Here is a 23591-nt window from a genome sequence, read left to right on the forward strand (position 1 = left end):
CGACCAGCGGCTGAAACTGCTTGGGCAACTGATCGCGCGATACCGGCCAAAGCCGCGAACCGGCACCGCCGGCAAGAAGAACCGGCGTGATCTTTCGAGCGTATGTGTTCAAAATGAAACCTCTCAACTTTCTATCGCCCCTTAACTTTCGTGATATCGAACGTGAGGTGACGCTTCAAATGCCGGATAGAGCTTTCCACAGCGAATAGAAACAACCCAATTTTTGCTTGATGAACCGATGACTGCCGAAGTTTTCACGGGTGATGAGCGCATTTGACAAGGGTTCAGAACCACCTGTATAAGCCGCGCACATCTCTCCGCCCCGCGCCAGAAGTTAAGGGTTTAAAGCGGGGCGTGTCCCCGATGTGGGTGATTTAGTAACGCTGCATCGGCGTCAACTGCCACTTGGTGGGGCATGAGGATATGTCTGCAAGATGACTGAAGTTTTTTTCGATCTTTCCGAGCTTTTTTTAAATTCAGGCGTAAAATTTAAATATTATGGTATCTCCAGAACTGTGATGGAGGTCGCTTACGAACTGACAAAATTGGATTCCAGAGTCCGATACGTCATATATTCTCCGTATCATGGTCGTTTTTTTGAAGTTTTCCCGAGGGTTGGAGACGCGTCGCCGACCGGCGTGCTGGACCACAATCTTCCTCCTTCGGCTACTCCCCTTCGGCTGCGCCAAAGCCTCTTCAACAATAATCCCGTCAAATCTTCCGTTTATTGGGCAATTCGAAAGGTCGTCGATTTCAGAAACCGACGGCGATGGGCTACGGTCCCGGATGGTTCGGCTAAGGAAGTCGATCTCTCCGGTCATGTGCTGATCTCCTTGGGCAGGCCGAAGATTATGTCCGACTATCTGGCCGCCCTTGAAGCGCGTGGAACAAACGTGATCTTTGTCCCACTTCTGCACGACATGATCCCGTTGCATGACTTCACGCACAGGAATCAATTCTCTTTCCCGAAGAATTTTCTGCACGACAATCAGGTGGCGATTAAAGCATCGTCACTCATTCTCACGAATTCGGAATTCACAGCTCGAGAGGTTTTGCATTTTTCGGAGAAAGGCGTGTTGCCGCCTGTATCAAAGGTCATTGCCGTGCCGCTTTGCAACGAGTTGCGCCCGACCTCGGAGCCTATAGAGAAGCGCGGGCCGTCCGGACGTTACATCTTATGCGTGGGAATCTATAATGGCAGGAAAAATCTGGAATGCGTAGTTGAGGCCATGATGTCCCTTCACGAGCGGGGAATGGATGTCCCCAATCTCGTATTGGCTGGTGCGAGACGCAAACGTGTGGAGAAATTTCTAAAGAATAAGCGATTTCTGCCCCTGTCCACAAAATTTCATTTCGTACTCAACCCGAACCAGGCCGAACTGGCGGAATTGTATAAGCGTGCATTTGCGCTTGTTCTCCCCAGTCGGATGGAAGGATGGGGCTTGCCCATAAGCGAGGCATTATGGTGCGGAACACCTGCACTGGCCGCGGACGTTCCGGCGCTGAGAGAGGCGGGGGGCGATCTGGCGCGCTATTTCGACCCGGAAAAGCCAGATGAGTTGGCGGATGTTTTGGGTGAGTTGTTGGGGAATCACGCAGAGTACGAAGCTTTGCGTCTTGAGATCGCTGAACGGAAACCCTCTATGCGGACATGGCACAATGTCGCATCTGAAATACTTTCAGGAGTGAAAAATACGCTTTTAGCGACTTGAAGCGTTTCGGATATCGCGTTGGCAACGGATATCTGTGCGTTCAGAGAAAAGGACTCGGTAAATACCGACAAATATCATAGAAGAGGTTGCTGTCTGCGCATTTTTTGGAATTCGTGCTGGCATGTAACGCAGGATGACCAGAAGATCTGGGTTGATTAGATTACAGGTGGAATATGAAAAAGGCGTTGGTAACCGGATTAACTGGCCAAGATGGAGCCTATCTTTCGCAGTTTTTGCTGGAGAAGGGTTATGAAGTATACGGCTTGGTGCGCCGCTCCAGTACCGCAGATGTCAATGATACTAGGCTGAAGTGGCTGAATATCGACAGGCATGTTCGTTTTATTGATGGAAATCTTACAGATCTCTCCAGCATAATTCGGATTATGCGTGAAGTGCAGCCCGACGAAATATACAATCTGGGTGCGCAATCATTTGTGAAGTCTTCCTGGAACCAGCCGCTGCTGACAGGGCAGGTGACCGGCATCGGTTGTGCAAACATGTTGGAGGCGACGAGACTTGAGGCGCCGGGTGCGCGCTTTTATCAGGCTTCCTCTTCTGAGATGTATGGCCTCATTCAGGAGGCGATGCAGAACGAGACGACGCCGTTTTATCCGCGTTCCCCTTATGCTGTTGCGAAGCTTTACGCGCACTGGATGACGGTAAACTATCGTGAGAGTTTCGGTTTGCACGCCTCCAGTGGTATTCTGTTCAATCATGAATCGCCGCTGCGTGGGATCGAATTCGTAACCCGGAAGGTTACAGACGGCGTGGCCAGAATTAAGTTGGGGCTTCGCGACGAGCTACGCCTCGGCAACATTGATGCGAAGCGTGACTGGGGTCACTCCAAGGACTATGTCCGTGCAATGTGGCTGATGTTGCAGCAGGAAATCCCGGATGATTATGTTGTTGCAACAGGGCGCACGGTTACCGTTCGAGATATGTGCAAGATCGCTTTCGGGCACGTTGGGCTGAATGTTGATGATTATCTCGTAATCGATCCGGAGCTGTTCCGCCCGGCTGAGGTTGACGTACTTCTTGGTAATCCCAAGAAAGCAAAAGAGAAGCTTGGTTGGGAAGCCACAATCACGCTTGAAGAAATGATTTGTGAAATGGTTGATGCGGATATCAGTCGGCTTTCGAAGTGAATATGGCGCAGCAAAATTCTGTCTCTAATCCCCGTATCTTGATAACGGGCGCGAATGGATTTGTTGGACGTTGGCTGCGGGAGGAATTACAAAAAGTCCTCCCGTCGGCCGCTCAGATAATTTCCACCTTCAAGGGAGGTGGAAATGACGTTGCCGCTCAGTCACAAGGAACTGAGGTCTCAATTGCGTTGGACATTGAAGACGAAGAGGCTGTCGCACACGTTATAGAGACCTGGCGACCGACCGTGGTTATACATTTGGCTGCGGTCTCTCATGTATTGGAAGCCTCTGCTTCTCCGAAACAGACATTTGCCGTCAATCTTAACGGAACGATTGCGCTGGCATGTAGTGTTCGCAAATTTTGTCCTGAAGCCCTGTTCATAAATATCGGGTCGTCCGAGGTTTATGGGAGCAGCTTTATCGGTGCGACAAAGCCTTTGGACGAGGAAACGTTACTTGCTCCGACAAATGTCTATGCAACGTCAAAAGCGGCGGCAGATCTCTTCATTGGCCAGATGTCGAAAAGTGGACTGAATGCTGTTCGATTTCGACCATTTAACCATACCGGGCCGGGGCAGGCGGAAAACTTCGTAGTCTCGGGTTTCGCGGCGCAAATTGCGCGGATTGAAAAAGGTTTGCAACTGCCGATCATCAAGGTTGGGAATCTTGAAGCGCAGCGTGATTTTACGGATGTCAGAGATATAGTCTCAGCTTATGTGGCGGCGGCCCTTCTGCCTCCAGAGAGATTTAAGGACGGCGTGATCTTAAATCTATCCTCCGGAACCGCGCGCCGAATTGGAGATATTCTAGACAGTCTGCTGGCAATGTCCCAGGTCAAGATTCAAGTCTTGGAAGATCCTGCTCGAATGCGAGCGAGTGAAGTGAGCTATGTGGCAGGGAGTTCGGCCAAAGCTGGTCATCTTCTCCAATGGTCGCCGCAAATTCCCTGGGAAACAACGCTACGTTCGGTTTTGGATTATTGGCGAGCGAGTGACTAAGCTCAGGCCAGTCACGAGATCGATTGGATTGATATGCGCTCCAAATACATGGATCTTGGATTGGCTGCGTTAATCGAAAAAAGAACCGGTGTCGCCCTGCAGTCACCGCAAGTCTCATTGAATTTTGAGGTTTGCGCGTTGCCATTTATACTCTGAAGGCTGTAAAGCTTTCAGGCGAGTTGGTCTTATGCTCTTTACTTGCCTGAAAGAGGGGACCTTAAATTTCCTCCATGGAAAGCACCAAGCGACAAAGAAGTGATTTTGCTGTAGGGGAATTTTACTTCGATTCCAAGATGATTTTGGGGACATTATGTCTAGTGGCAGTGAAAGAATGCGCGTATTTTTCGATATATCCAGCCTTGTGTCGTATGTTTCGAAAATAGATCGATACTCCGGAATTCAACGAGTTCTCGTAAATATAATAACGGAGCTTGGAAACAGGGCGTCGGACGCGGAGTTTTATTTGTGCTTCCACGAAGGCGTGGGAAAAAAATACGTTTGCGTATCTTTCGACGATTTTGACGTCGCTAATTTCGATGACCCACGGGCGCTTCGAGGTGCTTTGAATATTGGAAAATCAAAGAGTGCGGCAGATATTGATGTAATTTCAAAATATAAGTCGAGCGCTGCGAAATATTACTTCCATCGAACGAGACTGGATATCCTGGCTTTCCTTGGCTCGAAGAGCTCGTTTCTCAGATACAACATAACGCCTGAGCGTTGGCTGGAAATGCGCTTTCCCAAGGATGGAAAGGCTCGGAGGGACACGGTAAGAAAGAGTTTTCTGGCCATGTGTCGTCCTGGAGATGCCTTGGTCAATCTCGATAGTTCGTGGCTGCCTTTACATGAAAGAACATTTTCCGCCGCCAAGGAAAAAGGCGTAATATGCTATACGCTTGTCTATGATCTGATTCCCATTTTGCTGCCGCAGACGACCCATGGGATGATGCCTCTCATCTTTCATAAATGGCTTGCAAACAGCGTCGAGTACACCTCGAAATACCTCTGTATCAGTAATGCTACGAAAAAGGATCTACAGGATTTTTTGGCTAAGTACGGTTTCGAACGTGAGGTCGAAGTCTTGTCCTTGGTACAGCAGGGAATAGACAAAAAAATCTCTCCCACAGCCCTAGGGCCTATGTCCACACGGGTTAACAAGGATGCGTATCCGTGGCTGTATGAAGTGGCCGAAATTTCTGACGATGTGCGTAATGTGGCGACTGTTCCCTATGTTCTATGTGCCGGAACAATTGAGGCACGGAAAAATGTATGGCGCATCGCTCAGAGTTGGCAGCGCTTGCTCCAAGAAGGGAACTACGACCTTCCACGGCTTGTGTTCGCCGGTAGAAAGGGCTGGCACATTGAGGCGTTCGAAAATTTCCTGAAAGGTTCGGGTAATCTCGATGGTTGGATTCAGGTAGTCGAAGCGCCCAGCGACGCTGAGTTGGCGTTCCTATACAGGAACTGCAAATTCTCGATTATGGCAAGTCTTTACGAGGGTTGGGGATTGCCCGTCGGAGAGGCGCTTTCCTATGGGAAAACGGCAGTCGTTGCCAATAATAGCTCTCTGCCGGAGGTTGGTGGCGAGTATGTCGAATATTGTGATGCGGCTTCGATTGAGAGTATTGCTGCTGCTTGTCGTCGCCTTATCAGGGATCCTCAGCGCCTCCAGGAGTTGGAAAAGAGTATTTCCACTGCGAAGATGCGCAATTGGGAGGAGGTATGTAGCGACTTGCTTAATATTTTGGGGCTTGCTGGTAAAGCCGTAAACTAAAGAAGTTCGTTCTTTTTATTTGGCAGATTGATTTGATGTTGGAGGTTTCTGTGGATGTGAGTTCTTATGTGGCGGCGTTGTATCACGGTTTGCTTGGTCGTGCACCGGATATTGCCGGCCTTCAGCATTTTACTGCCGTCGCCCAGCAGGACGGATTGTCTGAGGTCGTCACGGCGCTGGTTGGAAGTGCGGAGTATCAGCGTCGCCAAGCACAGCAAACACGGCCGATGCCTATAGAGCTTCCCACCCTGGATCGTGAACTCGTGATTGTCGATGTGGGTGCCCAAAAGCTGGCGAGTGAGGAACATATCTATACTCCTCTTCGAAAATCAGGAATATCGCATAGGTGTATTGGTTTTGAGCCTCTGGAGCATAGACGCGCTGAAATGATGGCGGATGATCCCGAGTTGCAGCTTTTTCCCGATTTTATCGGAGATGGAAGCTCACAGACATTCTATATTAATAATGATGATGCGACTTCGTCATTATTACCCCTCAACAGTGACCTTAATGCCCACCTAGAGCATTTAGAGACGCTTGAAACGGTTGACGCTCAACCTGTTTCGACCTCGACACTGGACAATGTTTTGCGCGATGTGCCCGTCGTCGATTTTCTGAAATTGGATATCCAGGGGATGGAGTTGCGAGCCCTGAAGGGCGGCACGGAAATTTTAGAGCGTACGAATGTTATTCATTGCGAGGTGGAGTTTGCTCCGATTTACAAGGATCAACCTCTCTTTTCCGATGTTGAGCTATTTCTAAGGGAACATGGCTTTACGTTTGTCGACTTCACTGCGGAGTGCCGATACGCTTACGTGGGGCAGAATTTTAAAGAGCGTCTTGGTTGGGGGGATGCCGTTTTCTTCCGCGCTGGCGCAAATGGTCGTGACAGGATTGCGCAGGCTACGATAGCGACATACGTGTACGGGAAAAATGGTTTGGCTGAACGTCTCCTAGCTGACAGGTTTTTGTAATTGTAGCTCTGGTTTGGGTAGTACACTTTTGGCTTGGTGCTGCCTGTGTGTGATCTGCTTTTTTGGAGTTGGTCGGGTTGGCTAGAGTTTTTCGAGGTTTCCCTCGCGCGCAAAAAAACTCCAGCCAACGCCTGTTCAGTTTGAATGGATCAGATCAGCGGCAGAAGTGGAATTTTCTGCTGCATAATCGGTTCGTTCAAATGAATGATCGGCGCAATTCAAACAAGACCACACTTTCAAGAGAGGTGGTTGCGTGCGCTTTTCATTTGGCATAGTTCACGGCGATTGGCTGAACTGGAACAGAGTCCGTCCTGAATGGGACACCACTTGTTTTCGGATTATCCGCGCCTGCTGTCTAAGCAAGCTATCAAAGTTATCCGCATCGTAGTCTGGAAAGATGTCCTCTCTCAGCGCCAGCATCTTCTGAACTGTTGGATCTGATTTTGGAACAAATTCGACTACACCTGTGGGCGCAATGGACAGCAGCCATTCGATAAAGGATGCCAAAGGGACATTATGCGCGATCGCAAGATGGTGTTCAAATGCCAGAGCCAAAACTCCATCTGCACGGAAGCGCTGACTAAAGCTGCTCCGTTCTTGATTCATCCAGCCCTGATTGGGTGACGGGTTGCGGGCGTCGAGAAATAGTGGCGTGAAACTGAGTTTCTTCTTCAGTGCCGTATGATAGGCCTGATCAATCGCTTGCACATCGAAATCAAACCCAATCACGCTTCGGGCGCCCGCTGTTAACGCCCGTTCAGAATATTCTCCGGTGTTGCAGCCTAGATCGATAACCGAACGTGGCTGCGAATCCGCGACATATGCCGAGACAAATTGATGCTTCGCTTCGCGTTCAGCATCGTTGTACGTATTGGTGAGGGAGTAATCCGCCCATACGGTCTTCCGCTTATCCCCGGGAACAAGCGATGAAATCCACTTTCGTAGTTGTCGAAGCATCCCAACAAAGGCCTGCTTTGGCAACTTTTTCCCGGCGATGGAAATCTTCGTCGCATCACCAGATGTTCCTGACTGAAAGCGATTTTGCAGTACAACGTTAGTTAGCGTGTTCCAAGAAAGCTTCCTGCGCGTCGGAAGTATCGCTGCCATATCCGCTACTGACACACCCTCCATCGAGCCCCGGTACCATGCGTTATGGGGACGGCCGACATAAGCACGGAGAAGCAAGGGATTGAGGAATTGCTCGCAGAACTGGCGATGTGCACTCCAAAATTCTCCATCGCGGTAGGGGCGGATAGAGAGATGGTCAATAAAGACGGGAGTAACACCTCGAAATTGCACATTGTATGCTGTCGCGTCCGTCAATGTGAAGTCACGTTGCAGAAGATAGAGATGCAGATCGATATGAAACACCGCCGCTGCCTTCAGCAACTCGAACGACCATTCATAGGGATATGTGATCCACTGCAGACGCTCGATCTCCAGCGTATATCTGTCGGTGCCACCACCTGGGCACTCCTTGAGAATAGGGACCAGCCATCCCTTTTCTGACAAGTCTTGAAATATCTGCGCATCGCGCGCGGCCTCGTAGCCGCTGGCGCCGAATTCAGTTACTGTACGGTATAAACGTCCGTTGAGCTCGAAAACGTGTCCTGCCGGATCCCGAAACGAACCAGGCACTTGCGAGCCCTCACCAATGAAAACATCGACCATTTGATTATCTGTCGTCTTCTGTCTGGTCAGGCTTCTTTCCGGTAAAAAACGATTTCACCCGTTGAAGATATATCGATCCTGTCGCGAGTGCGACAGCTGCGCCCCCGAGTATTGCCTGCAATACAATGCTACCGGTACCCGGGTCCAAATAGGCATGGGCGTTGCTGGTAAGCGACATCAAGAAAAGACAGATGACGCATGGAAACGTTACGATTTTCACGGAATAACCCTCTCGGTGTTGATCATGCCGGAGTTTACCGCCCAGGGTTAAAGGTGTCTGTCACCAAACTGTCACACAATCGCAACGAAGGGTTATTGCCCAGAGGTCAATCCACAGCCGCAAGTAAATTGGGGAATTTTCCCCTAGTCGGTCAGCGAAATGGAGCGGATGCCAACACCGAGTTTTCGGTCATCCACCGACATCCCCAACTCAAGGGGCGACCTGACGTTTGATGGACGAAACTCCAAGCCTACAACGGACTCTCCTGCCTCAACTGGCACCGACAGATCGCGAACATTCGCCTCGGGTGTAAAACGTACCTGAGTTAAGTATTCACCGTTCTTGTAAATCGATACGATCTGCTCCGGCAGGATTTTTGATGAGACAAATCCTGTCATCGAAATTTTCAGAGATGAGGGCTGTCCATCATCTGCAATACGAATTGTGACATATGGTCGTTGAGAAATCGACCAGACTCCCCATTCTTCCGGCTCACCCCATCCCGTCGCGACACAGGGACAATTGGCATCACCGACATTGCCTATCGTGTTTCCGCGCTGGAGAGCGCGTGAATCAGACCAAGATGTGTGTGAAAACATGTTACCGGAAACCATATACCTCCTGAGGCCAGGTATCGATTCCAAGTACCAGAAGCGATGTTCCCACTGATATTCGTTGTAGATACGAGTTCGCGGAGCGACATCATGCCCGAGCGCAACGCCGTTGCTGGTCGTACAGTCACCGGTCACGTCACATATTGACCGGGCCAAATCACCGATATGTGCGTCCTTGACGTCATTCCGCATTTCACCTCGAGCCTGCAGAGGTTTGATCGCCAGCGTTGGGTTGGCCGCGCCGACCAATAGTGCGATTGAACCTTCTGATGGGCGACGGCTCGGGATCGAGTAAACACTTCCATGATCAGACATGACCACGAGTACAGTGTTGTCGTATACCTCTTCAGATTTCATCCGATCAAGGAGAGAGCCTAAATTGCGCAGAGCGCAGTGGGCCTGGCCCTCGGCAACGTCCCTATTGATTGGCTGTTCCTTGCCCAAATACATGCATGCATCGTTGATGACGTAAGGCGGATGTGTGCTAAAAAGATGGAGGAATTTAACAGTTGGCTTTGGTGATGATACCGCGACGCTGGAAACCATTTCCCGCAGAAGATCATTTCCTTCGACAGCGCGCTGAACAGAAGTTTCTCCGAAGAGCCACTTTTGCGTGAGCCAGGCACCGTCGTTATATGTCGTGCGCTTAAAAGCTAGAGGTGCGATACGGAAGATTGCCAGATCGAACACACGAGCTGCTTCCATCCGGAGAGCCGTTGGATCACCACCGAGCAGAGCCTTTGCAGTCTCACATCTTACATCTCGGGGACAAACGGTCGTGATTGGATTGACCAGGATACCGTCATACCCATTGTCGATTAGTTTAGAAAGGAACGATTGCTCTCCAACTGCACGCTGGAAAAAATCGGAAAGCCTGCTTGCCGGATCAAATGTCAGGCCTGAATGGATGGTCGGCATTGAAAGATATGTCGTGGGTGCGGCCCCAACGGTATTCGGATAAAAAGTGAACCCTTCAAATTTTTCCTGCAGTGCACGGTCTTTTTCTAGAATGGATTCAAAGACGTCCGATTGAAGTGAATCAAGAAGCACCACGAGCACGTTTTTCTCGCGATGAAAGGATCCGAGACTCTCCACATCTTTACCGTGGATGCTCACATACGAATGAGAAATCGAAACCGCTTGCCATCCCATCTGGAGGATGAAGACGGAAAATATCATCGTCATCACTCTAGGGCGTTTCCAACATATATAATAAACAAATAGCGCAATGATCATTGATGCCACTGCATCAGCTATCACTCGGGATGGCAGGATATCGACGGTCCACCCAGCCGCATCCAGGTCTCCAAAATTTACTGTCTGAAAAGTTCCGTGCGCCCAGGCGTACGTGGCGCAGACAGCCAGGATACACGACCAAATTTTGGCTGACCGGTGGGGAAGTATGAAGAAGGGAAGCCCTACTACAACCAGCGAAATAAACGCCGGCAACGCGAACTCTATAAGGATGTTTGCGAATGGATAACTGAACTCGCGTTCATTCGGGCCATAAATCAGAGTTGGCAAGCCGACGAAAAGAACGACGACAAAAAGTGACGCTGCCGATAAATTTAGATATCGATATTCTTTCAATGCATTAGTCTCCAACTCGCTTAAACGCGTTAGCCATGCTGGGGAGACAATGCAACCCGGCGGACGGAATGCCGCATAGATATGCACAAGCGGATGCGATGTGGCTTAGTGGGGGGAACTCCACAATATGACGATCGTTCGATCGGAGCCTGAGAATGCGATTATTGAGCTTTCGCAATTGCTTTTTTAAGCGGGTTTTTCAAAAAGACTGCCGCCGGGAAAGCATAGGGCAATTTCAGTGCGCCCTCGCTAAATCTTCCCTCCTATACGAGGAGGGAAGATTTTGATCGTAACCCGAATAGTTTATTTTATATGATTTCAACTTCGGGGAAGGGGAAAATAAATTTTCCTCCGTCGGTTAGATACTGCTTCTCGCGACGAAGAATGCTGTCCTTGAAATGCCAGGGTAGAACGAGGAAGTAGTCTGGCTTCATCGCTCTTGCCTCTGCTTCGGAGATGATCGGTATATGTGTGCCCGGAGTAAATTTACCGAACTTCTCTTTATTTACTTCCGCAATGGCCGGAATTTCCTTGGAAGTGAGGCCGCAGAACTGAAGGACTACATTTCCTTTCGTAGAAGCGCCGTATCCCAAGACCGTTTTCCCATCGGCGACCAGGCTACGAATAAGGCGACTCAAATCATCGCGATGGCGGAAAACTCGCTCCTCAAAATCGCGATAAGGACGCGGTGTGGATAGCCCCATCTTGTCTTCTTGTTCAAGAAGCCAGTTGATAACCGCATCATTTCGTTTCAGCGTCTTGTTGGAAATCTTGCCAGCCGTCACTGCGAAACTGCCACCGTTCACGCTGTTCATGACAACGTCAATGACGCGAAGGCCGGCAGCCGAAAGAATCTTTTCAACAACCTGGAGAGAGTAATACTCAATGTGCTCGTGGCAGATGGTGTCGTAAGAATTCAAGCGCAGCATCGATGGCATATAGCTTTGTTCGAAATGCCATATCCCATCGTCTGCCAGAACCTGTTCGATCTCCCGAGCGAACTTTATCGGATCTTCCAGATCGTAAAACATTGCGATGGAAGTGATAATCTTAGCCGGACGATCCGTCAGTGTCTTATAAGCCTGAGCGCTAAAAAACTCCGGAACAAAGCGAATTTCCTCCGGATAGAAAGACGCAAACTTGCCGGCGGTTGGATCAATGCCGAAACGCTTTAGACCAGGCGTTGAATAGGCTTTCAACGTTGTGCAGTCATTGCTGCCGATATCGAGGATTACCTCACCGGGGGCCGGCGATGCGAGACGCTCAAGATAGGCGACCTTCGCACCCAGATGGTCTACCATCGATTGGTTCAGGCCCGAACGATAACCATAGTTGTCACCATACATCTCCGAGGAGTCGTAGGAATGCTTTAATTGAAGCAAACCACTGGAAGGGCTCCATACCAGCTCCAACGGACCTTTTGTTACTTCTTCTTCTTTCGTTGCCGGAAAAACGCCTGTCAGAGCTTGTTCGCCGAGGTTTAATACGGATACTAAATCCTTTTGTCCCCCCACTCGGCATTTATCGATTTCGCTATACGCTGTCATTCTAAGCTCCTTCATGCATTTCTGATATTGTGTGCAAATACCGTGGAAACGGGCTTGGATGCACACGGTACATTGTTGGAAGATGCGGTTGTATAGGTTTCAACCAATTCTGCACGCATCTGTTTGAATTCTTGTAAGTGCTTGAAACGCCTAACAAAGCGCTGTGGATCGAAATATGCCCCGTTGTCAAGTGGGTCATTCGTGAGGATTTCTGTAAAAAAGTGTTTTGCTCCTGGAAGAGTATGGACTCGCCAGCGATCCATCTCGCCGCTATCTGCGCCTCTCCATTCCGCTACTTCGTAAACTTCCGGGATGCGCTCAAGAATCCATAGGGGCGCATATTTCATCCACGAAACGTTGAGATTGACGACGAGTGCCGGTTTTCCCAACCACACACCTCTTGTATCCATCATGTGATTGAGGACATAAAAAGTGGTCGGAATAGCTGTCAACATGGACGAGAATGGTCTGCCATCGGTGTTTTGCGAGTACGCATTGATTGCGTGATCCCGTCGGAAAACCAAGGTGTAAATGGCGGTAAAGAAATTTTCATTACGCGTACAAATATCCTTGATCAGTCCGATCCTGTCATCCTCTGGTGGCACAATTGGCGTCGAGTTTTGGAAAAACTCTTCAAAATCTGTAATTTTTCGCGCGTCTTCGAGATGCGTATAGGCATAATTCAGATAGACGAGCCCGATATCTGGCTCTTTATCAATTGCAGCGAGAACTCGCTCCACGGCATCGGGATATATCAGATCGTCGTCGCCGAGAATCCAGATGTATTCACCATTGGCGTGGTTTGCCGTAACGCGAAGATTACCGAGCATGCCCACATTCTCGGGGTTGCGGCGATAGGTAAAGTCGGGCCGAGACAAATAGGGCTGCACCACTTCGGGTGTGTGATCGGTTGAGGTGTTGTCGCAGACAAAGAATTCAACACCCTTCAGAGGCTCGGGGTAGAGCAGTGCCCAGTTCTTGAGGTTGACCGCCAGCCATTCCGCCCTGTTATATGTGCTTATGCAAATAGAAAGCTTGGGGCGCGGCTTCAAAAGCATAGCGCTGGTCCGCTTCGAAATTTCGCGTGCATCAGAGGCTTCCGCCAGGGACGGAGGTACGCATATGTCAGCGAGTTGTTTTGCTACATTGAATGCATAATCTCTCCAGCTCGTGACAGGTGAAGTGATTGCTTCGGCTGCAAGCCTGTCCCTCGTCTCAGGGTCACACATTTCGACGATTGCGTCGGCAATTTTCTGCTCGTCGCTGACATCCACTGTCAAGCATCCTGCATTGGCCACCTCAGCCATTGCACCGGAATTGGCACATATGCAGGGCTTTCCGAGCCAAAGGCTTTCAACAATGGGAAGGCCATAGCCTTCTTCAATCGAAGGATACACTGTAAAGTCACACTCGGTCAGAAGCTGGTGCAACTTTTGATCGTTGGCATCCTGATCCCAGACAATATCCGTTTGACCATCGATCGCTTCTCTGAACTTGTCACCATACGTGCTCGTATCCTCACGCCCAACTATAACGAGTCGGAGGGGGCAGGGGGCATGCGTTCGAGCCAGTTTAAAGGCTTCAACAAGTTTGAGATGGTTTTTCCGCGGTTCTATGGTTCCGACACTCAAAATGGTCAGGCTTGCGTCCGCGGAGGTTTGCGGAGGCACAACCTGTTTCACACGGGGCGTTTCCGGGAACTCATTTGGCAGCAATATTGGGCGCACCCGGAAATCTATCCCGGATGGGCGTTCCATGTCTGCCCCCAGAAACGATAGAAAATCCTGCGCGCTATGATTTGAAATCGGGAGAACGGCGTCATATGCCGCCAGTACCCTCATGTATGCGGCGTGGGCCTGGGCATAGTGCTCCGGATAGATCTCCGTCATTTTCCACGGGATGGCGTCATAAAAAACTGCGGCTGCTTTCAATCCGCCGTTTTGCGCGGTTTTTAGAATAGCCATCTGATCGTCGGGCGAGAAGTTTAGCGGCAATTCGGGCATGATGAACCAGCCGTATTCCACTCCCTGCGGTTCTTCCCATTCCCCCCAGTCACTGACTTTGGGGCCGTTCCACTCAGCCAGATGCGTCAGGTCGTCAGCATTTGCAGGTATGAACTTTCTGGCTGTGACATCCCATTTTACCGGCACGACATCGGCCCCATTTTCACAAAGAGCACGCGCAAGCTGTCGTGTAACGCGTTGTATTCCGGTGTTTTTGGGGAATGAGACTGTCGAGTCGACCCAGAAAAACACCTTGCCTCTTTGGGCCCACGGAACAGCAAAGCGTGCTATGTTGTTCAGAATGCCCGCTGCGTATTGGTCCCAGTTGGAAATTTCCCGGCTGACGGCCTCATCTATGAGTTTTTGCCGAAGCTCTTGATTTTCAATAAGCTTCTTAAGGGCACCGCCTATCTTCTTCGGGCTGGTAACGTCGATGGTTACACAACCTCCTCCCTGCGCTACTTCAGCCATTGCACCGAAATTCGCGCATATACAGGGCTTACCATACCAGAGACTTTCCAGAATAGGCAGGCCAAAACCTTCCTCTTTCGAGGGGAACACTGTGAATGCACATTTGGAGTACAGTTCCGAAAGAGCATGTTCCGAGACATGCCCATGGTGCTCAATAATCCCGTCCTTCACAGCCGCGTTGATTTGCGGGGCGCATAGAGGATGAAGATTACCGACGAGGACAAGTCTCCAGGGACTTTCCGGGTTCTGTTGTTTGTAGGTGCGAAAAGCTTCAACCAGGGCAAGCTGGTTTTTTCTGGGTTCAATCGTACCGATGCATGCGATCAACCGTTCATCCGAGGGTGATCGGTCCGATACCCGGACATGGCTCGAAGACGACCCCGGCAAAGCCAATGGTTCACACACTGGAAGCGTGCCGGCGTCTGCCTTGTCATAGGTTTTCCAGAACGCAAGAAGATCGGTTCCTGACCAGTTTGAGATAGGCCAAACGGCGTCGGACAGGCGCAAGTGAGACATATATCGTTGATGCGCCGGCGCAATGTGTGCCCATTCCGGACTTTTCAACGGTATCGCATCGTAGAAGATTGAACCGACCTTAAGGTTGTTACGATGCGCCCAGAACGTGATGTTAAGCGCCAAGTCCTCATCAGTGTGCAAATGCAACACTTCAGGTATGATCAACCATCCTTGCTGAAACTCTGTTTCATTCAAGAGGACGATCGTCTGGCTGTCTCTTTCATAGAATGTTTCTTCAGAGGGTGTGATCGGTGGGCCTTCCCAAAGCGCGAGGGTTTCTCGTTCTTTCCGATTGATGAGGACGCATTGGGCGGTCGCCTCATCCCATTTGATGAACCGAACGGTTTTTCCTGCCCGGATAAGGCCGGATGCCAGGCCACGCACAACACGCTGAACGCCAGTATTGATGTTGCAGTTTACCGTTTGGCCTACAAATAGAAAAATGACGGCTTCATTTCGTTGGGTTATCGATTTGAAAGTCCTCGAGCGGCGCATAGGTGCTACCGCCATCGTCTTTTCTACAGCCGATTTTTTCAGATGTTTTTTTATCGGATCCCAGGCAGTATGGAAGGCGCGCTTGATTGGTCGAGGCCAAATTTTACGGCTGGTAACGAGTATTTCGTCCAATTGCCCATCACGCACGAAATCTCTTATTGGATCCCATGTTGCATGAAATGCATGTTTGACCGGTCGTGGCCAGATTTTACGGCTTGAGACTAGAACGCGATTGTATCGTCCGTAACGAATAAAATCTCTCGCTGGGTCCCAAGTTGCGTGAAAAGCGCTTTTGAAAGGTGCTGGCCAGATTTTGCGGCTGGGAATGATTTTCCCTTGGCGAATGGAATCTCGGAAGGGATCCCATGTCGCATGGACAGCACGTTTAACGGATCGCGGCCAGATATCGCGAAGCTTGAATTTGATCGGCTCGACACCAACGATGCCATTTTCTCTATGAACGGTGACGTAGAGCTTTGTGTCGTCCTCTCCCTCAGTGTCGGGGATCGCTATTTTAAGACGGACGGTTTTTTCCGGCACATCGCCGGAGAAATCAGTTCTGTGGCGGGCAATCAACGCATTTAGTTGATCGGCCTTTTCGGTTAGCCGAGAATTTTCCGCGGTCAATTGAGAATTTTCGATGATCCCTGCGTCCAGACGTGAAGCCAGGCTTCTGATTTCTTCGTCTTGCGATTGGGATTTGGAAATCCATTTGGACAGAGAGCTTATCTGGTAGTTGTCCAGAACATTCGCTGGCGTCGATAGAGACTGCTCCAGGTCGGAATGAGTTTCGTGCAGATAATAATTGTTGAGCCCGTCGAAGAAGACTTTCTTATACCCGTGAGAAAGAACGTTTTCTTCCCATCCCTCTGTTCTCGGAAGATGAAAGATTGGGTCCAGGGCTTCGACAACGAGTATCCAGGGCTTGAAACGTTGCAAGTCAAGGCCCTGCAAAACCTCGCCCTCGGCCCCTTCAACGTCTATTTTCAAAAAATGAATTTCGCGATCCCAGTAATCCGAAAGTATAGAATTTAGTGATCTTTGTTGCAGCGTAACCCGCTTCGCCAAACCCCGACCGACATATTCTTCTCCCACGTCACTTGCAGAAGTTCCCCATCCCCTTGTCGTCGTTTCATAAAACGTCTGCTCACTATCTTCCGCGCCGACAAGACATTGTAGGTTGATATCGCGTGGTCGAGCTGCATTCAAACGGCCAAAAACCTCGGAGGAGGGCTCGATATTGATTCCTCGCCAACCCTTGTCATAAAAAAGCTTGGTAACGGAGTCCTCTTCCGGATCGTTCGCTCCGACGTCGACATAGAAGCCTACGGCAATTTGATTCAATGCTCTCCACAGTAGAATATCTTCACCGTTCTGCGCATAAGATATCAGCACTAACCACTCCTTCTAGACGTCACGCCATTCTACTCCGCACTGACACGCGTAGGGGAAACAGAAGAGCTCGGTCCCTACGGGCAGAAAATTTGCGCCTGTTCTTTTTCCTTTGAAAACTCGCGCACACGGAGCGATATTCCCCATATAGAAAAAACCGCCATAACACGCTTTGATGCGTTTGGATGCATCTGCTATTTAATCGGTGATTTTTCCTTCAATTTGTCCACAAGCTGTTTGACGTCCTGAGCTCTATCCTTGGCTACCACCAATACCTCGTCTGGCGTTGAAATCGTGATTATGTTCTCGAGACCTATTATAGAGGTGTGTACTCCTTGTGAATGTATCAGGCATCCTGCCGAGTCATAGACTGTCGCGGTTCCCATCACTACATTTCCGTTTTCATCTTTGGGTAGCGCTGTCCAAATTGTGTCCCAGGATCCTATATCCGACCAACGAAATCTGCCGGTAACCACAGCGACGGCATTTGAATGCTCTATTAAAGCAACATCCAGTGATTTTTTGGGGGATGACTCGAATTGTACTTTGTCAATTTGAATGAATTCACCATCATATTTTGATTTTTGCAATGAATTTCTGGCGGACGTTAGAATGTCCGGAGCATATTTGCCAAATTCGGATATAATTATGTCTGACCTGAACAAGTAGTTGCCGGAATTCCACAAAAAGCCCTTCCGCATGTAGTCTAGGGCGAGTTCGGCGTTGGGTTTTTCAACAAAGGCTTCGACGCTCGCAACGTCTGCAAATCCCTCAAGGGATTGTCCGGGTTTGATGTAGGCGTAGTTTGTCCGCGGTTCAGCCGGCTCAAGTCCGAAGACCACGATTTTTCCTGATCTTGCCGCGTCAATGCCGGACACGACACAATCGGAGAATCTTTCTTGGTCCCAGATGATGTGATCTGTTGCCAGCACAAGAACGATTGAACCAGGTGCGCGCTCCTCGACTACGAGTGCTGCGACTGCGACCGCTGCGGCGCTGTCCCTTTGCACAGGCTCGAGCACAATACTGACCTGTTGCTCAACTGCTTCCGCTTGAGTTTTTGCCAGCGTTCCCAGGCGCTCGTTGGTAACGATAACGGGCGAGCGATAAATGTTCGCATCGGCCACTAGTTTCAACGTTTCTTGGTAAGTTGAAACTGATCCCGCGAGGGGCTGGAATTGCTTAGGTAGATTATCTCTGGACACCGGCCAAAGGCGAGATCCAACGCCACCGGCGAGAAGAATAGGAACAACCTTATCCTTCATATATGCTCTCGATTTATTAGTGGTAGGACATTGCAGCGCTTTATTGTCATTTGGACTATCTCCACTTTTATCCGAGTTCGGTAGATAGATATGCGCGTTTGCGCTTTTGACGCAACTGCCTGAACCTCAAACGTTGGTTTCCCGATGTCGCCGATCGAAGGAGGATTAGGTCCGCTTATGCGGCCTGATCGACGTCCTCAGTTCCACCAGCCGCTCGAGCGTCTCAAGGCTTCGCTCGGGGCAGGCGGCGGAGAGGGCAAGGGCCATGGTTTCCATGGCGATGAAGGCGGGGGCGTGGAGCGCCACGCCTTCGTTTTTGGCGCGGGGCAGGAAGAGGCTGGCGTTGGCGTGTTTTTTGAGCACGCTGTCTTCCTGGCCGAGCAGCATGATGATCGGGATGTCGAGGCGGCCGGCCTCGGCTATGGCGGTTTGGGCTTCGCGGTGGGCGCGGCCGTGCAGGAGCATGATGAGGACGTGGCCGTTTTCAAGCTCGAGCAACTGTTCGGCAAGCGCGATGCCGGTGGCGTTGAGCGCATAGGAATGCACGCCCGAGCGTTGGAACAGCCTTGCCGCATAGGTGGCGATGATGCCGGAGGCGCCGATGCCGAGCACGCCGATGCCGCGTGCTTGCGAGAGAAGCCGCACGGCCGCCGCCATGGCTTCGCGGTTTTCTGCGCTTGAAAGCATCTCCAGCGTGTTTTTCTGATTGTCGAGCACGAAATCTATCGCTGCATCGCAGTTGCCGGATATGGATTTTGTCGTCGCCGCCATTTTTTCGACGGGCGAATCCGTCACACCCAGATAGGCCTCCAGCGTTTCCTTGAGATCGACCAGCCCCTGGAAGCCGAGCGCCTGTATGGCGCGGATGACGGTCGCATCGGATGTATTGGTCTCGAAGCCGATTTCCAGCGCCGATTTGGCGAGAACGGCATGGCGGTGGCCGTCAATATATTCGGCAACGGCAAGCAGGCCCGGCGACAGGCGGTCGCGGCGCTTGCGCAGCTGCTCTCCGAAACGGTCGATGCGCCGAAGCCTTGATATATGCGTTTCGCCAGCCGGCATGAATTCTTCCATGAAGCTGAGTTTTCTACTCTTCTTCACGAATTAGCAGCGCGCCGAGCCGGGAGGCAAGCGCTTTTATCCGTAGTGGTCATTGCCGTCACTTTTCGTGCGCGGGCCGCACCGTTAAATGGGACTGGACGGCAGAGACCATGAGGCTGAGCGCGGCATAGGAGTTGGAAATCGCTTCTTCGCGCGGCAGGAGGATGTAACGGCCGTTGCGGCAGGCCTCAAGAAAATTGCAGAAACCCGGCATCACGGCTTCCATCATGTCGATTTCCGCCTGCGGCGACGCGCCGGTATCGGAGCGATAGGGATCGAAGATGATATCGGCATCGAGTTCCGGCAGGCGTTCGGCGCTGATCTCGATGCGGTCGCCATCCGGAATGGCGTCGATGATGGCGGGGAAACGAAACCCCGCATCCCACAGCACCCGCCCGAGCGCCCGATAGGTATGGTAGACGCTGATCTTGCCGTTGAGCGGCTGGAACACCGAAACCGTTATGGCGCCTGTATCGACCGATGCCTTCAGCGCTTCGATCTGCGCGCGGTAGCGCCGGTCCAGCACGGCCAGCCGCTCCTGAGTGCCGGTCAGTTCGGCCAGCACCTTGTAAATATGTGGCGCGCCGTCCTTGGTATTGTCGATGGCGACGGTGGGGGCAATCTGCGCCAGTTTTTCAACGGGGGTGGGGCGGTCAGGCTCGGTCAGGATGAGATCGGGCTTGAGGGCGATAATAGCTTCCAGATCGGCATTGATGGAGCCGATATAGGCGATGTCGCTATTGTCGAAATCAACACCGGTCAGAATGGCGCTGGAGCGCAGATAGGGTTTGCCGTCCGCTCCCATGCGGCCGTGGCTGCCCACCGGCGTCACGCCCAGTTCGAGCAGCGGAATGGTGAGGTCGATATCGTGCAGCGTCACGATGCGTTTCGGTTTTGCCGGAATGGAAACGCTGCGGCCGAGATCGTCGGTAAAGCTTCGGCTGGTCTCTTCGGCTTGAGCCGTGGCTGTGCCGAGGAGAAAAGCGGTTGCCGGGAGAAGGGCGAGAAGTGTTTTGCGCATGGGGGACCTATAGGCGATGCCGGTGAAACCAGAGAAGAGCGAGCAGCGTGGGTGCGCCGACGGCGGAAAGAACGAGGCCGGTCGGCAGCTCCAGAGGTGAAAAGGCGGTTCGGGCGATGGTATCGGACGCGGCGACCAGCGTTGCGCCCGTCAGGCCTGCGCCCATGACAAGCCCGGGATAGGAGCTGCCGGGCAACAGAAGCCGGGCGATATGCGGCCCGATCAGGCCGACAAAACCGATGCTGCCGGTGAAGGAAACGCAGGATGCGGTGAGGGTGACGGCAAGCGTGACGTGAAGCACCGAAAGGAGACGGCCATGGACGCCAAGCGCCGTCGCCGCATGATCGCCGAGCGCCTGCACGTCGGCGGCGCGCGCCGTCAGGAGCAAAAGGCCAAGGGCGATGACGAGGATGACGGAGAGGATTGAAACGGCAGTCCAGCTTGCGCCCTGCAGGTTGCCAGCCATCCAGATCATCGCTGTCTGCAAATTGCGAATATCGAGCGATGCCATGAGGATAAGCAGCAAAGCTGATAAAAACCATGAAAAGCCGATGCCGGTCAGCACGAAGCGCAGGCGCGAGGTGGTGCCGGAGAGCATCAGAACGATTACGGCACTTGCCATGCCGCCGGCAATGCCCGCAACGGGGCGCAACATGACCGGCAGGAAAGGCAGCAGGAACAGGCAGCCCAGCACGGCAAGGGATGCGCCTTCGCGCACGCCGAGCAGGCCGGGATCGGCAAGGCCGTTGCGGGTCGTAGCCTGCATGATGGCGCCGGCGATGCCGAGCATGGCCCCGGCCACCATCGCAAGCGCCAGACGCGAGAGCCGGAAGTCGAGAACCACGAGTGCGTCGGTCATGGCGGCATCGGTGTTGGTTGCGGTGACAAGCGACCACAGGGCGGAGGCGGGAATATTCCGGCTGCCGGCGGTGAGCGACCAGAGGGCGACAAGCATGAGGCAGAGGAAAAGCGCCAGCAGAATGATGAGCCGCGACGGCATGAAACGGACGGAAAAGCGCCCCAGTCGGAGAACCCGGTAACGGCTCATTTCAGCACCCTGCGCACCAGCCAGAGAAAGACCGGCGCGCCGACAAGGCCGGTCATCGCGCCGGTGGGCAGTTCTTTCGGCAGGAGAATGAGGCGGGCGGCAAGATCGGCGGCGATCAGGAGGACTGCGCCGCCGAGTGCTGCGATGGGTATGGCAAGCAGAAGCCGCCCCGTTTTCAGGCGTGCGACGAGCGGCGGCACTACCAGGCCGACGAAGCCGATGGGACCGACGACGGCGATGGCCGCGCCGCAGAGCAGTGATATGGAGACAAGCGCCAGAAGCCGGGTCGAACGGATCGGAACGCCGAGCGCTGCGGCTGCGCTCTCGCCCAGCCCAAGAAGATCGAGCCGGGGGGCGACGGCGAAAGCGAGGATAAGCGCGATTGCGGCTGCTGGCAGGGCGGCGGCGATGGTTGCCATGGAAACACCCGCTGTATCGCCCACCAGCCAGAAACGCATCTGCTGCAATGTTTCCTCATTGAGAATGAGGATGGCGGAGGTGATGGTTCCGGCAAGCGTGGAAAGCGCAATGCCGCAAAAAACGAGTTTTCCCGGTGTCAGCCCCTGCCGACCGGCGGAAGCCAAGAGAAGCACGAGCGAGAAGCTGATGCCCGCGCCCGTTGCCGCAAGCAGTGGGCGGAACAGCGGCATTGCGATCAGCCCGAGCGGCATCACTGTAGCCAGAACGACGGCAAGGCTTGCCCCGGCATTCAAGCCCAGAATATGCGGTTCGGCGAGCGGATTTCGAAGCAGGGTTTGCAGCAGAAGCCCCGCTGTTCCAAGGCAGGCCCCGGCCTGCATCGCAGCCAGCAGACGCGGCAGGCGCAGGCGCATCAAAACCTGCTGGTCGAAATCGCGGGCGTCATAAGCGGATATCAGGTCGTGCAGAACGTGCGGCGCGATGGGGCGCGGGCCGGTGGCCATATGCGCCAGCACCAGAAGCAGCATGATGAGCAGCAGGAGAAGTGCTGCTGCAAATGTGCGGCCATAGGCTCGCTCTCTAAGGGCAAGGGTGCGTCCGCTGGTTCCGTTGGGCATCATACAGCGCCGGCCCGTCCGGGCAGGGGAAGAAATACCGGCCGCGCCGTCACCGGATGTGTGAGTTGGGCAACTGCCATGTCGAAGACATCGGCAATGATGCTGGCATCGCACGCCGCTGCCGTTTCCAGCCGGTGCCGCAGCCGCCCGTCCTTCAGGAAAATCAGGTGATCGGCATATTGCAGGGCAAGATTGATGTCGTGGAGCACCGCCACGATCGTACGGTTGTGGCGGGTGACGAGGCCGGCCAGCATGTCCAGCACCTCTATCTGGTGGTGCAGATCGAGAAAGGTCGTCGGTTCGTCGAGAAGAATTATATCCGTCTGCTGGGCCAGCGCCATGGCGATCCAGGCGCGCTGGCGCTGGCCGCCTGAAAGGCTGTCGACTGGTCTTTCCGCCAGTTCGGACATGCCGGTTACGGAAAGCGCCTGTTCCACTGCGCGGGCGTCTTCCTCGCTCCATTGCTTCAGAAATCCCTGATGCGGGTAACGGCCGCGGGAGACGAGATCGAAAACCGAAAGCCCTTCCGGCGTATGGTTCTGCTGCGCCAGCATCCCGAGCTTTTTCGCCACCTCCTTGGTCGGGTGGCGGAAGATATCGCTACCGTTGAGAAGAATATGGCCCCGCGCGGGCCGGTGCAGGCGGGCAAGCGCGCTGAGAAGCGTGGATTTTCCGGAGCCGTTCGGGCCAAGCAGAACGGTGAAGCGGTTCGGTGCGACATCGATGGACATGTCCGCAAGCACCGGCGTGTCGCCGTAGGCAAGCTCGATTGCCTGCGCCGCAAGGCCTCTATCCATGCTTATGGGTCTCATGCCGTCGTTCAAATTCGTCACCGTCTGAATGCGTTGCCACCAGAATTATTGATGACTGTAGTAGTCAAGTATATAGCGTTCAAAAATGCGGTTTTTGCCGGTCGATTTGAACAAAAAGCGGCTGTCATGGGCTGAAATGACACGCCAAGAAGTGCGAATGCGACCTTCAGTACCGACGTTTTGCC

Annotated in this window: 16 protein-coding genes; 5 read left to right on the plus strand and 11 right to left on the minus strand. The window is 52.5% G+C overall.

Going from position 1 to position 23591, the window contains the following annotated elements; all coding sequences use genetic code 11:
* Positions 1-112: sugar phosphate nucleotidyltransferase (locus tag ACQZ5G_RS20875; RefSeq protein ID WP_448738888.1), on the minus strand; the 112-nt coding region annotated here is incomplete at its 3' end.
* 322 nt (positions 113-434) lie between these two features.
* Between ACQZ5G_RS20875 and ACQZ5G_RS20880 the strand changes: the two genes are divergently transcribed.
* The 5 genes from ACQZ5G_RS20880 to ACQZ5G_RS20900 all read left to right on the plus strand — a co-directional run bounded on the left by ACQZ5G_RS20880 (position 435) and on the right by ACQZ5G_RS20900 (position 6603).
* The gene (locus ACQZ5G_RS20880; RefSeq protein WP_104679955.1) at positions 435-1712 is read left to right on the plus strand and encodes a glycosyltransferase family 4 protein; all 1278 of its coding nucleotides are present in this window, start codon (positions 435-437) and stop codon (positions 1710-1712) included.
* 173 nt (positions 1713-1885) lie between these two features.
* Entirely contained in the window at positions 1886-2857 is a 972-nt protein-coding gene (gene gmd, locus ACQZ5G_RS20885; protein WP_020811463.1) for a GDP-mannose 4,6-dehydratase, read from the plus strand.
* A gap of 2 nt (positions 2858-2859) precedes the next feature.
* Positions 2860-3855, plus strand: a complete 996-nt coding sequence (locus ACQZ5G_RS20890) for a GDP-mannose 4,6-dehydratase (RefSeq protein ID WP_448738889.1) — start codon at positions 2860-2862, stop codon at positions 3853-3855.
* Between the two features lie 463 nt (positions 3856-4318).
* Positions 4319-5629, plus strand: a complete 1311-nt coding sequence (locus ACQZ5G_RS20895) for a glycosyltransferase family 4 protein (protein ID WP_448738775.1) — start codon at positions 4319-4321, stop codon at positions 5627-5629.
* Positions 5630-5664: 35 nt separating this feature from the next.
* A complete protein-coding gene (locus tag ACQZ5G_RS20900; protein ID WP_448738776.1) occupies positions 5665-6603 on the plus strand; it encodes an FkbM family methyltransferase in 939 nt (312 codons plus the stop codon).
* A 276-nt stretch (positions 6604-6879) separates the two neighbouring features.
* Here the strand turns inward: ACQZ5G_RS20900 and ACQZ5G_RS20905 are convergent, their stop codons facing one another.
* From ACQZ5G_RS20905 to ACQZ5G_RS20950, 10 genes are all read right to left on the minus strand, one after another.
* Positions 6880-8274 carry a class I SAM-dependent methyltransferase gene (locus tag ACQZ5G_RS20905; protein ID WP_448738777.1) on the minus strand — a complete coding sequence of 465 codons (1395 nt, stop codon included), beginning with the start codon at positions 8272-8274 and terminating at the stop codon, positions 6880-6882.
* Between the two features lie 363 nt (positions 8275-8637).
* On the minus strand, positions 8638-10698 hold the full coding sequence (locus ACQZ5G_RS20910; protein WP_448738778.1) for a sulfatase-like hydrolase/transferase: 2061 nt from the start codon (positions 10696-10698) through the stop codon (positions 8638-8640).
* Positions 10699-11006: 308 nt separating this feature from the next.
* Complete coding sequence (locus tag ACQZ5G_RS20915; protein WP_448738779.1) at positions 11007-12245, minus strand: class I SAM-dependent methyltransferase; 1239 nt, start codon at positions 12243-12245, stop codon at positions 11007-11009.
* 11 nt (positions 12246-12256) lie between these two features.
* Positions 12257-17125: an FkbM family methyltransferase gene (locus ACQZ5G_RS20920; protein ID WP_448738780.1), complete on the minus strand. Its 4869-nt coding sequence runs from the start codon at positions 17123-17125 to the stop codon at positions 12257-12259.
* 191 nt (positions 17126-17316) lie between these two features.
* The gene (locus ACQZ5G_RS20925) at positions 17317-18387 is read right to left on the minus strand and encodes a mannose-1-phosphate guanylyltransferase/mannose-6-phosphate isomerase (RefSeq protein WP_135397537.1); all 1071 of its coding nucleotides are present in this window, start codon (positions 18385-18387) and stop codon (positions 17317-17319) included.
* Between the two features lie 165 nt (positions 18388-18552).
* Positions 18553-19449, minus strand: coding sequence for a MurR/RpiR family transcriptional regulator (locus ACQZ5G_RS20930; RefSeq protein ID WP_448738781.1), 897 nt, complete (start codon positions 19447-19449; stop codon positions 18553-18555).
* 97 nt (positions 19450-19546) lie between these two features.
* Positions 19547-20509, minus strand: a complete 963-nt coding sequence (locus tag ACQZ5G_RS20935) for an ABC transporter substrate-binding protein (protein WP_448738782.1) — start codon at positions 20507-20509, stop codon at positions 19547-19549.
* Between the two features lie 7 nt (positions 20510-20516).
* Positions 20517-21557 (minus strand): FecCD family ABC transporter permease, encoded by a 1041-nt coding sequence (locus ACQZ5G_RS20940; protein WP_448738783.1) that lies wholly within the window; start codon positions 21555-21557, stop codon positions 20517-20519.
* The gene (locus tag ACQZ5G_RS20945; RefSeq protein ID WP_448738784.1) at positions 21554-22597 is read right to left on the minus strand and encodes a FecCD family ABC transporter permease; all 1044 of its coding nucleotides are present in this window, start codon (positions 22595-22597) and stop codon (positions 21554-21556) included. The genes ACQZ5G_RS20940 and ACQZ5G_RS20945 overlap by 4 nt, the downstream gene beginning before the upstream one ends.
* Positions 22594-23391 carry an ABC transporter ATP-binding protein gene (locus tag ACQZ5G_RS20950; protein ID WP_448738785.1) on the minus strand — a complete coding sequence of 266 codons (798 nt, stop codon included), beginning with the start codon at positions 23389-23391 and terminating at the stop codon, positions 22594-22596. Before ACQZ5G_RS20950 ends, ACQZ5G_RS20945 begins: the two co-directional genes overlap by 4 nt.
* Positions 23392-23591 lie beyond the last annotated feature (200 nt).

The organism is Agrobacterium sp. 22-214-1, assembly GCF_053522465.1.

Excerpts from the sequence above, each read along its gene's own strand:
- gmd (WP_020811463.1), top strand. The coding sequence starts at position 1,886 with ATGAAAAAGGCGTTGGTAACCGGATTAACTGGCCAAGATGGAGCCTAT.
- ACQZ5G_RS20935 (WP_448738782.1), bottom strand. The coding sequence starts at position 20,509 with ATGCGCAAAACACTTCTCGCCCTTCTCCCGGCAACCGCTTTTCTCCTC.
- ACQZ5G_RS20880 (WP_104679955.1), top strand. The coding sequence starts at position 435 with ATGACTGAAGTTTTTTTCGATCTTTCCGAGCTTTTTTTAAATTCAGGC.
- ACQZ5G_RS20890 (WP_448738889.1), top strand. The coding sequence starts at position 2,860 with ATGGCGCAGCAAAATTCTGTCTCTAATCCCCGTATCTTGATAACGGGC.
- ACQZ5G_RS20925 (WP_135397537.1), bottom strand. The coding sequence starts at position 18,387 with ATGAAGGATAAGGTTGTTCCTATTCTTCTCGCCGGTGGCGTTGGATCT.
- ACQZ5G_RS20930 (WP_448738781.1), bottom strand. The coding sequence starts at position 19,449 with ATGCCGGCTGGCGAAACGCATATATCAAGGCTTCGGCGCATCGACCGT.
- ACQZ5G_RS20945 (WP_448738784.1), bottom strand. The coding sequence starts at position 22,597 with ATGATGCCCAACGGAACCAGCGGACGCACCCTTGCCCTTAGAGAGCGA.
- ACQZ5G_RS20915 (WP_448738779.1), bottom strand. The coding sequence starts at position 12,245 with ATGACAGCGTATAGCGAAATCGATAAATGCCGAGTGGGGGGACAAAAG.
- ACQZ5G_RS20905 (WP_448738777.1), bottom strand. The coding sequence starts at position 8,274 with ATGGTCGATGTTTTCATTGGTGAGGGCTCGCAAGTGCCTGGTTCGTTT.
- ACQZ5G_RS20900 (WP_448738776.1), top strand. The coding sequence starts at position 5,665 with ATGTTGGAGGTTTCTGTGGATGTGAGTTCTTATGTGGCGGCGTTGTAT.
- ACQZ5G_RS20950 (WP_448738785.1), bottom strand. The coding sequence starts at position 23,391 with ATGGATAGAGGCCTTGCGGCGCAGGCAATCGAGCTTGCCTACGGCGAC.
- ACQZ5G_RS20940 (WP_448738783.1), bottom strand. The coding sequence starts at position 21,557 with ATGAGCCGTTACCGGGTTCTCCGACTGGGGCGCTTTTCCGTCCGTTTC.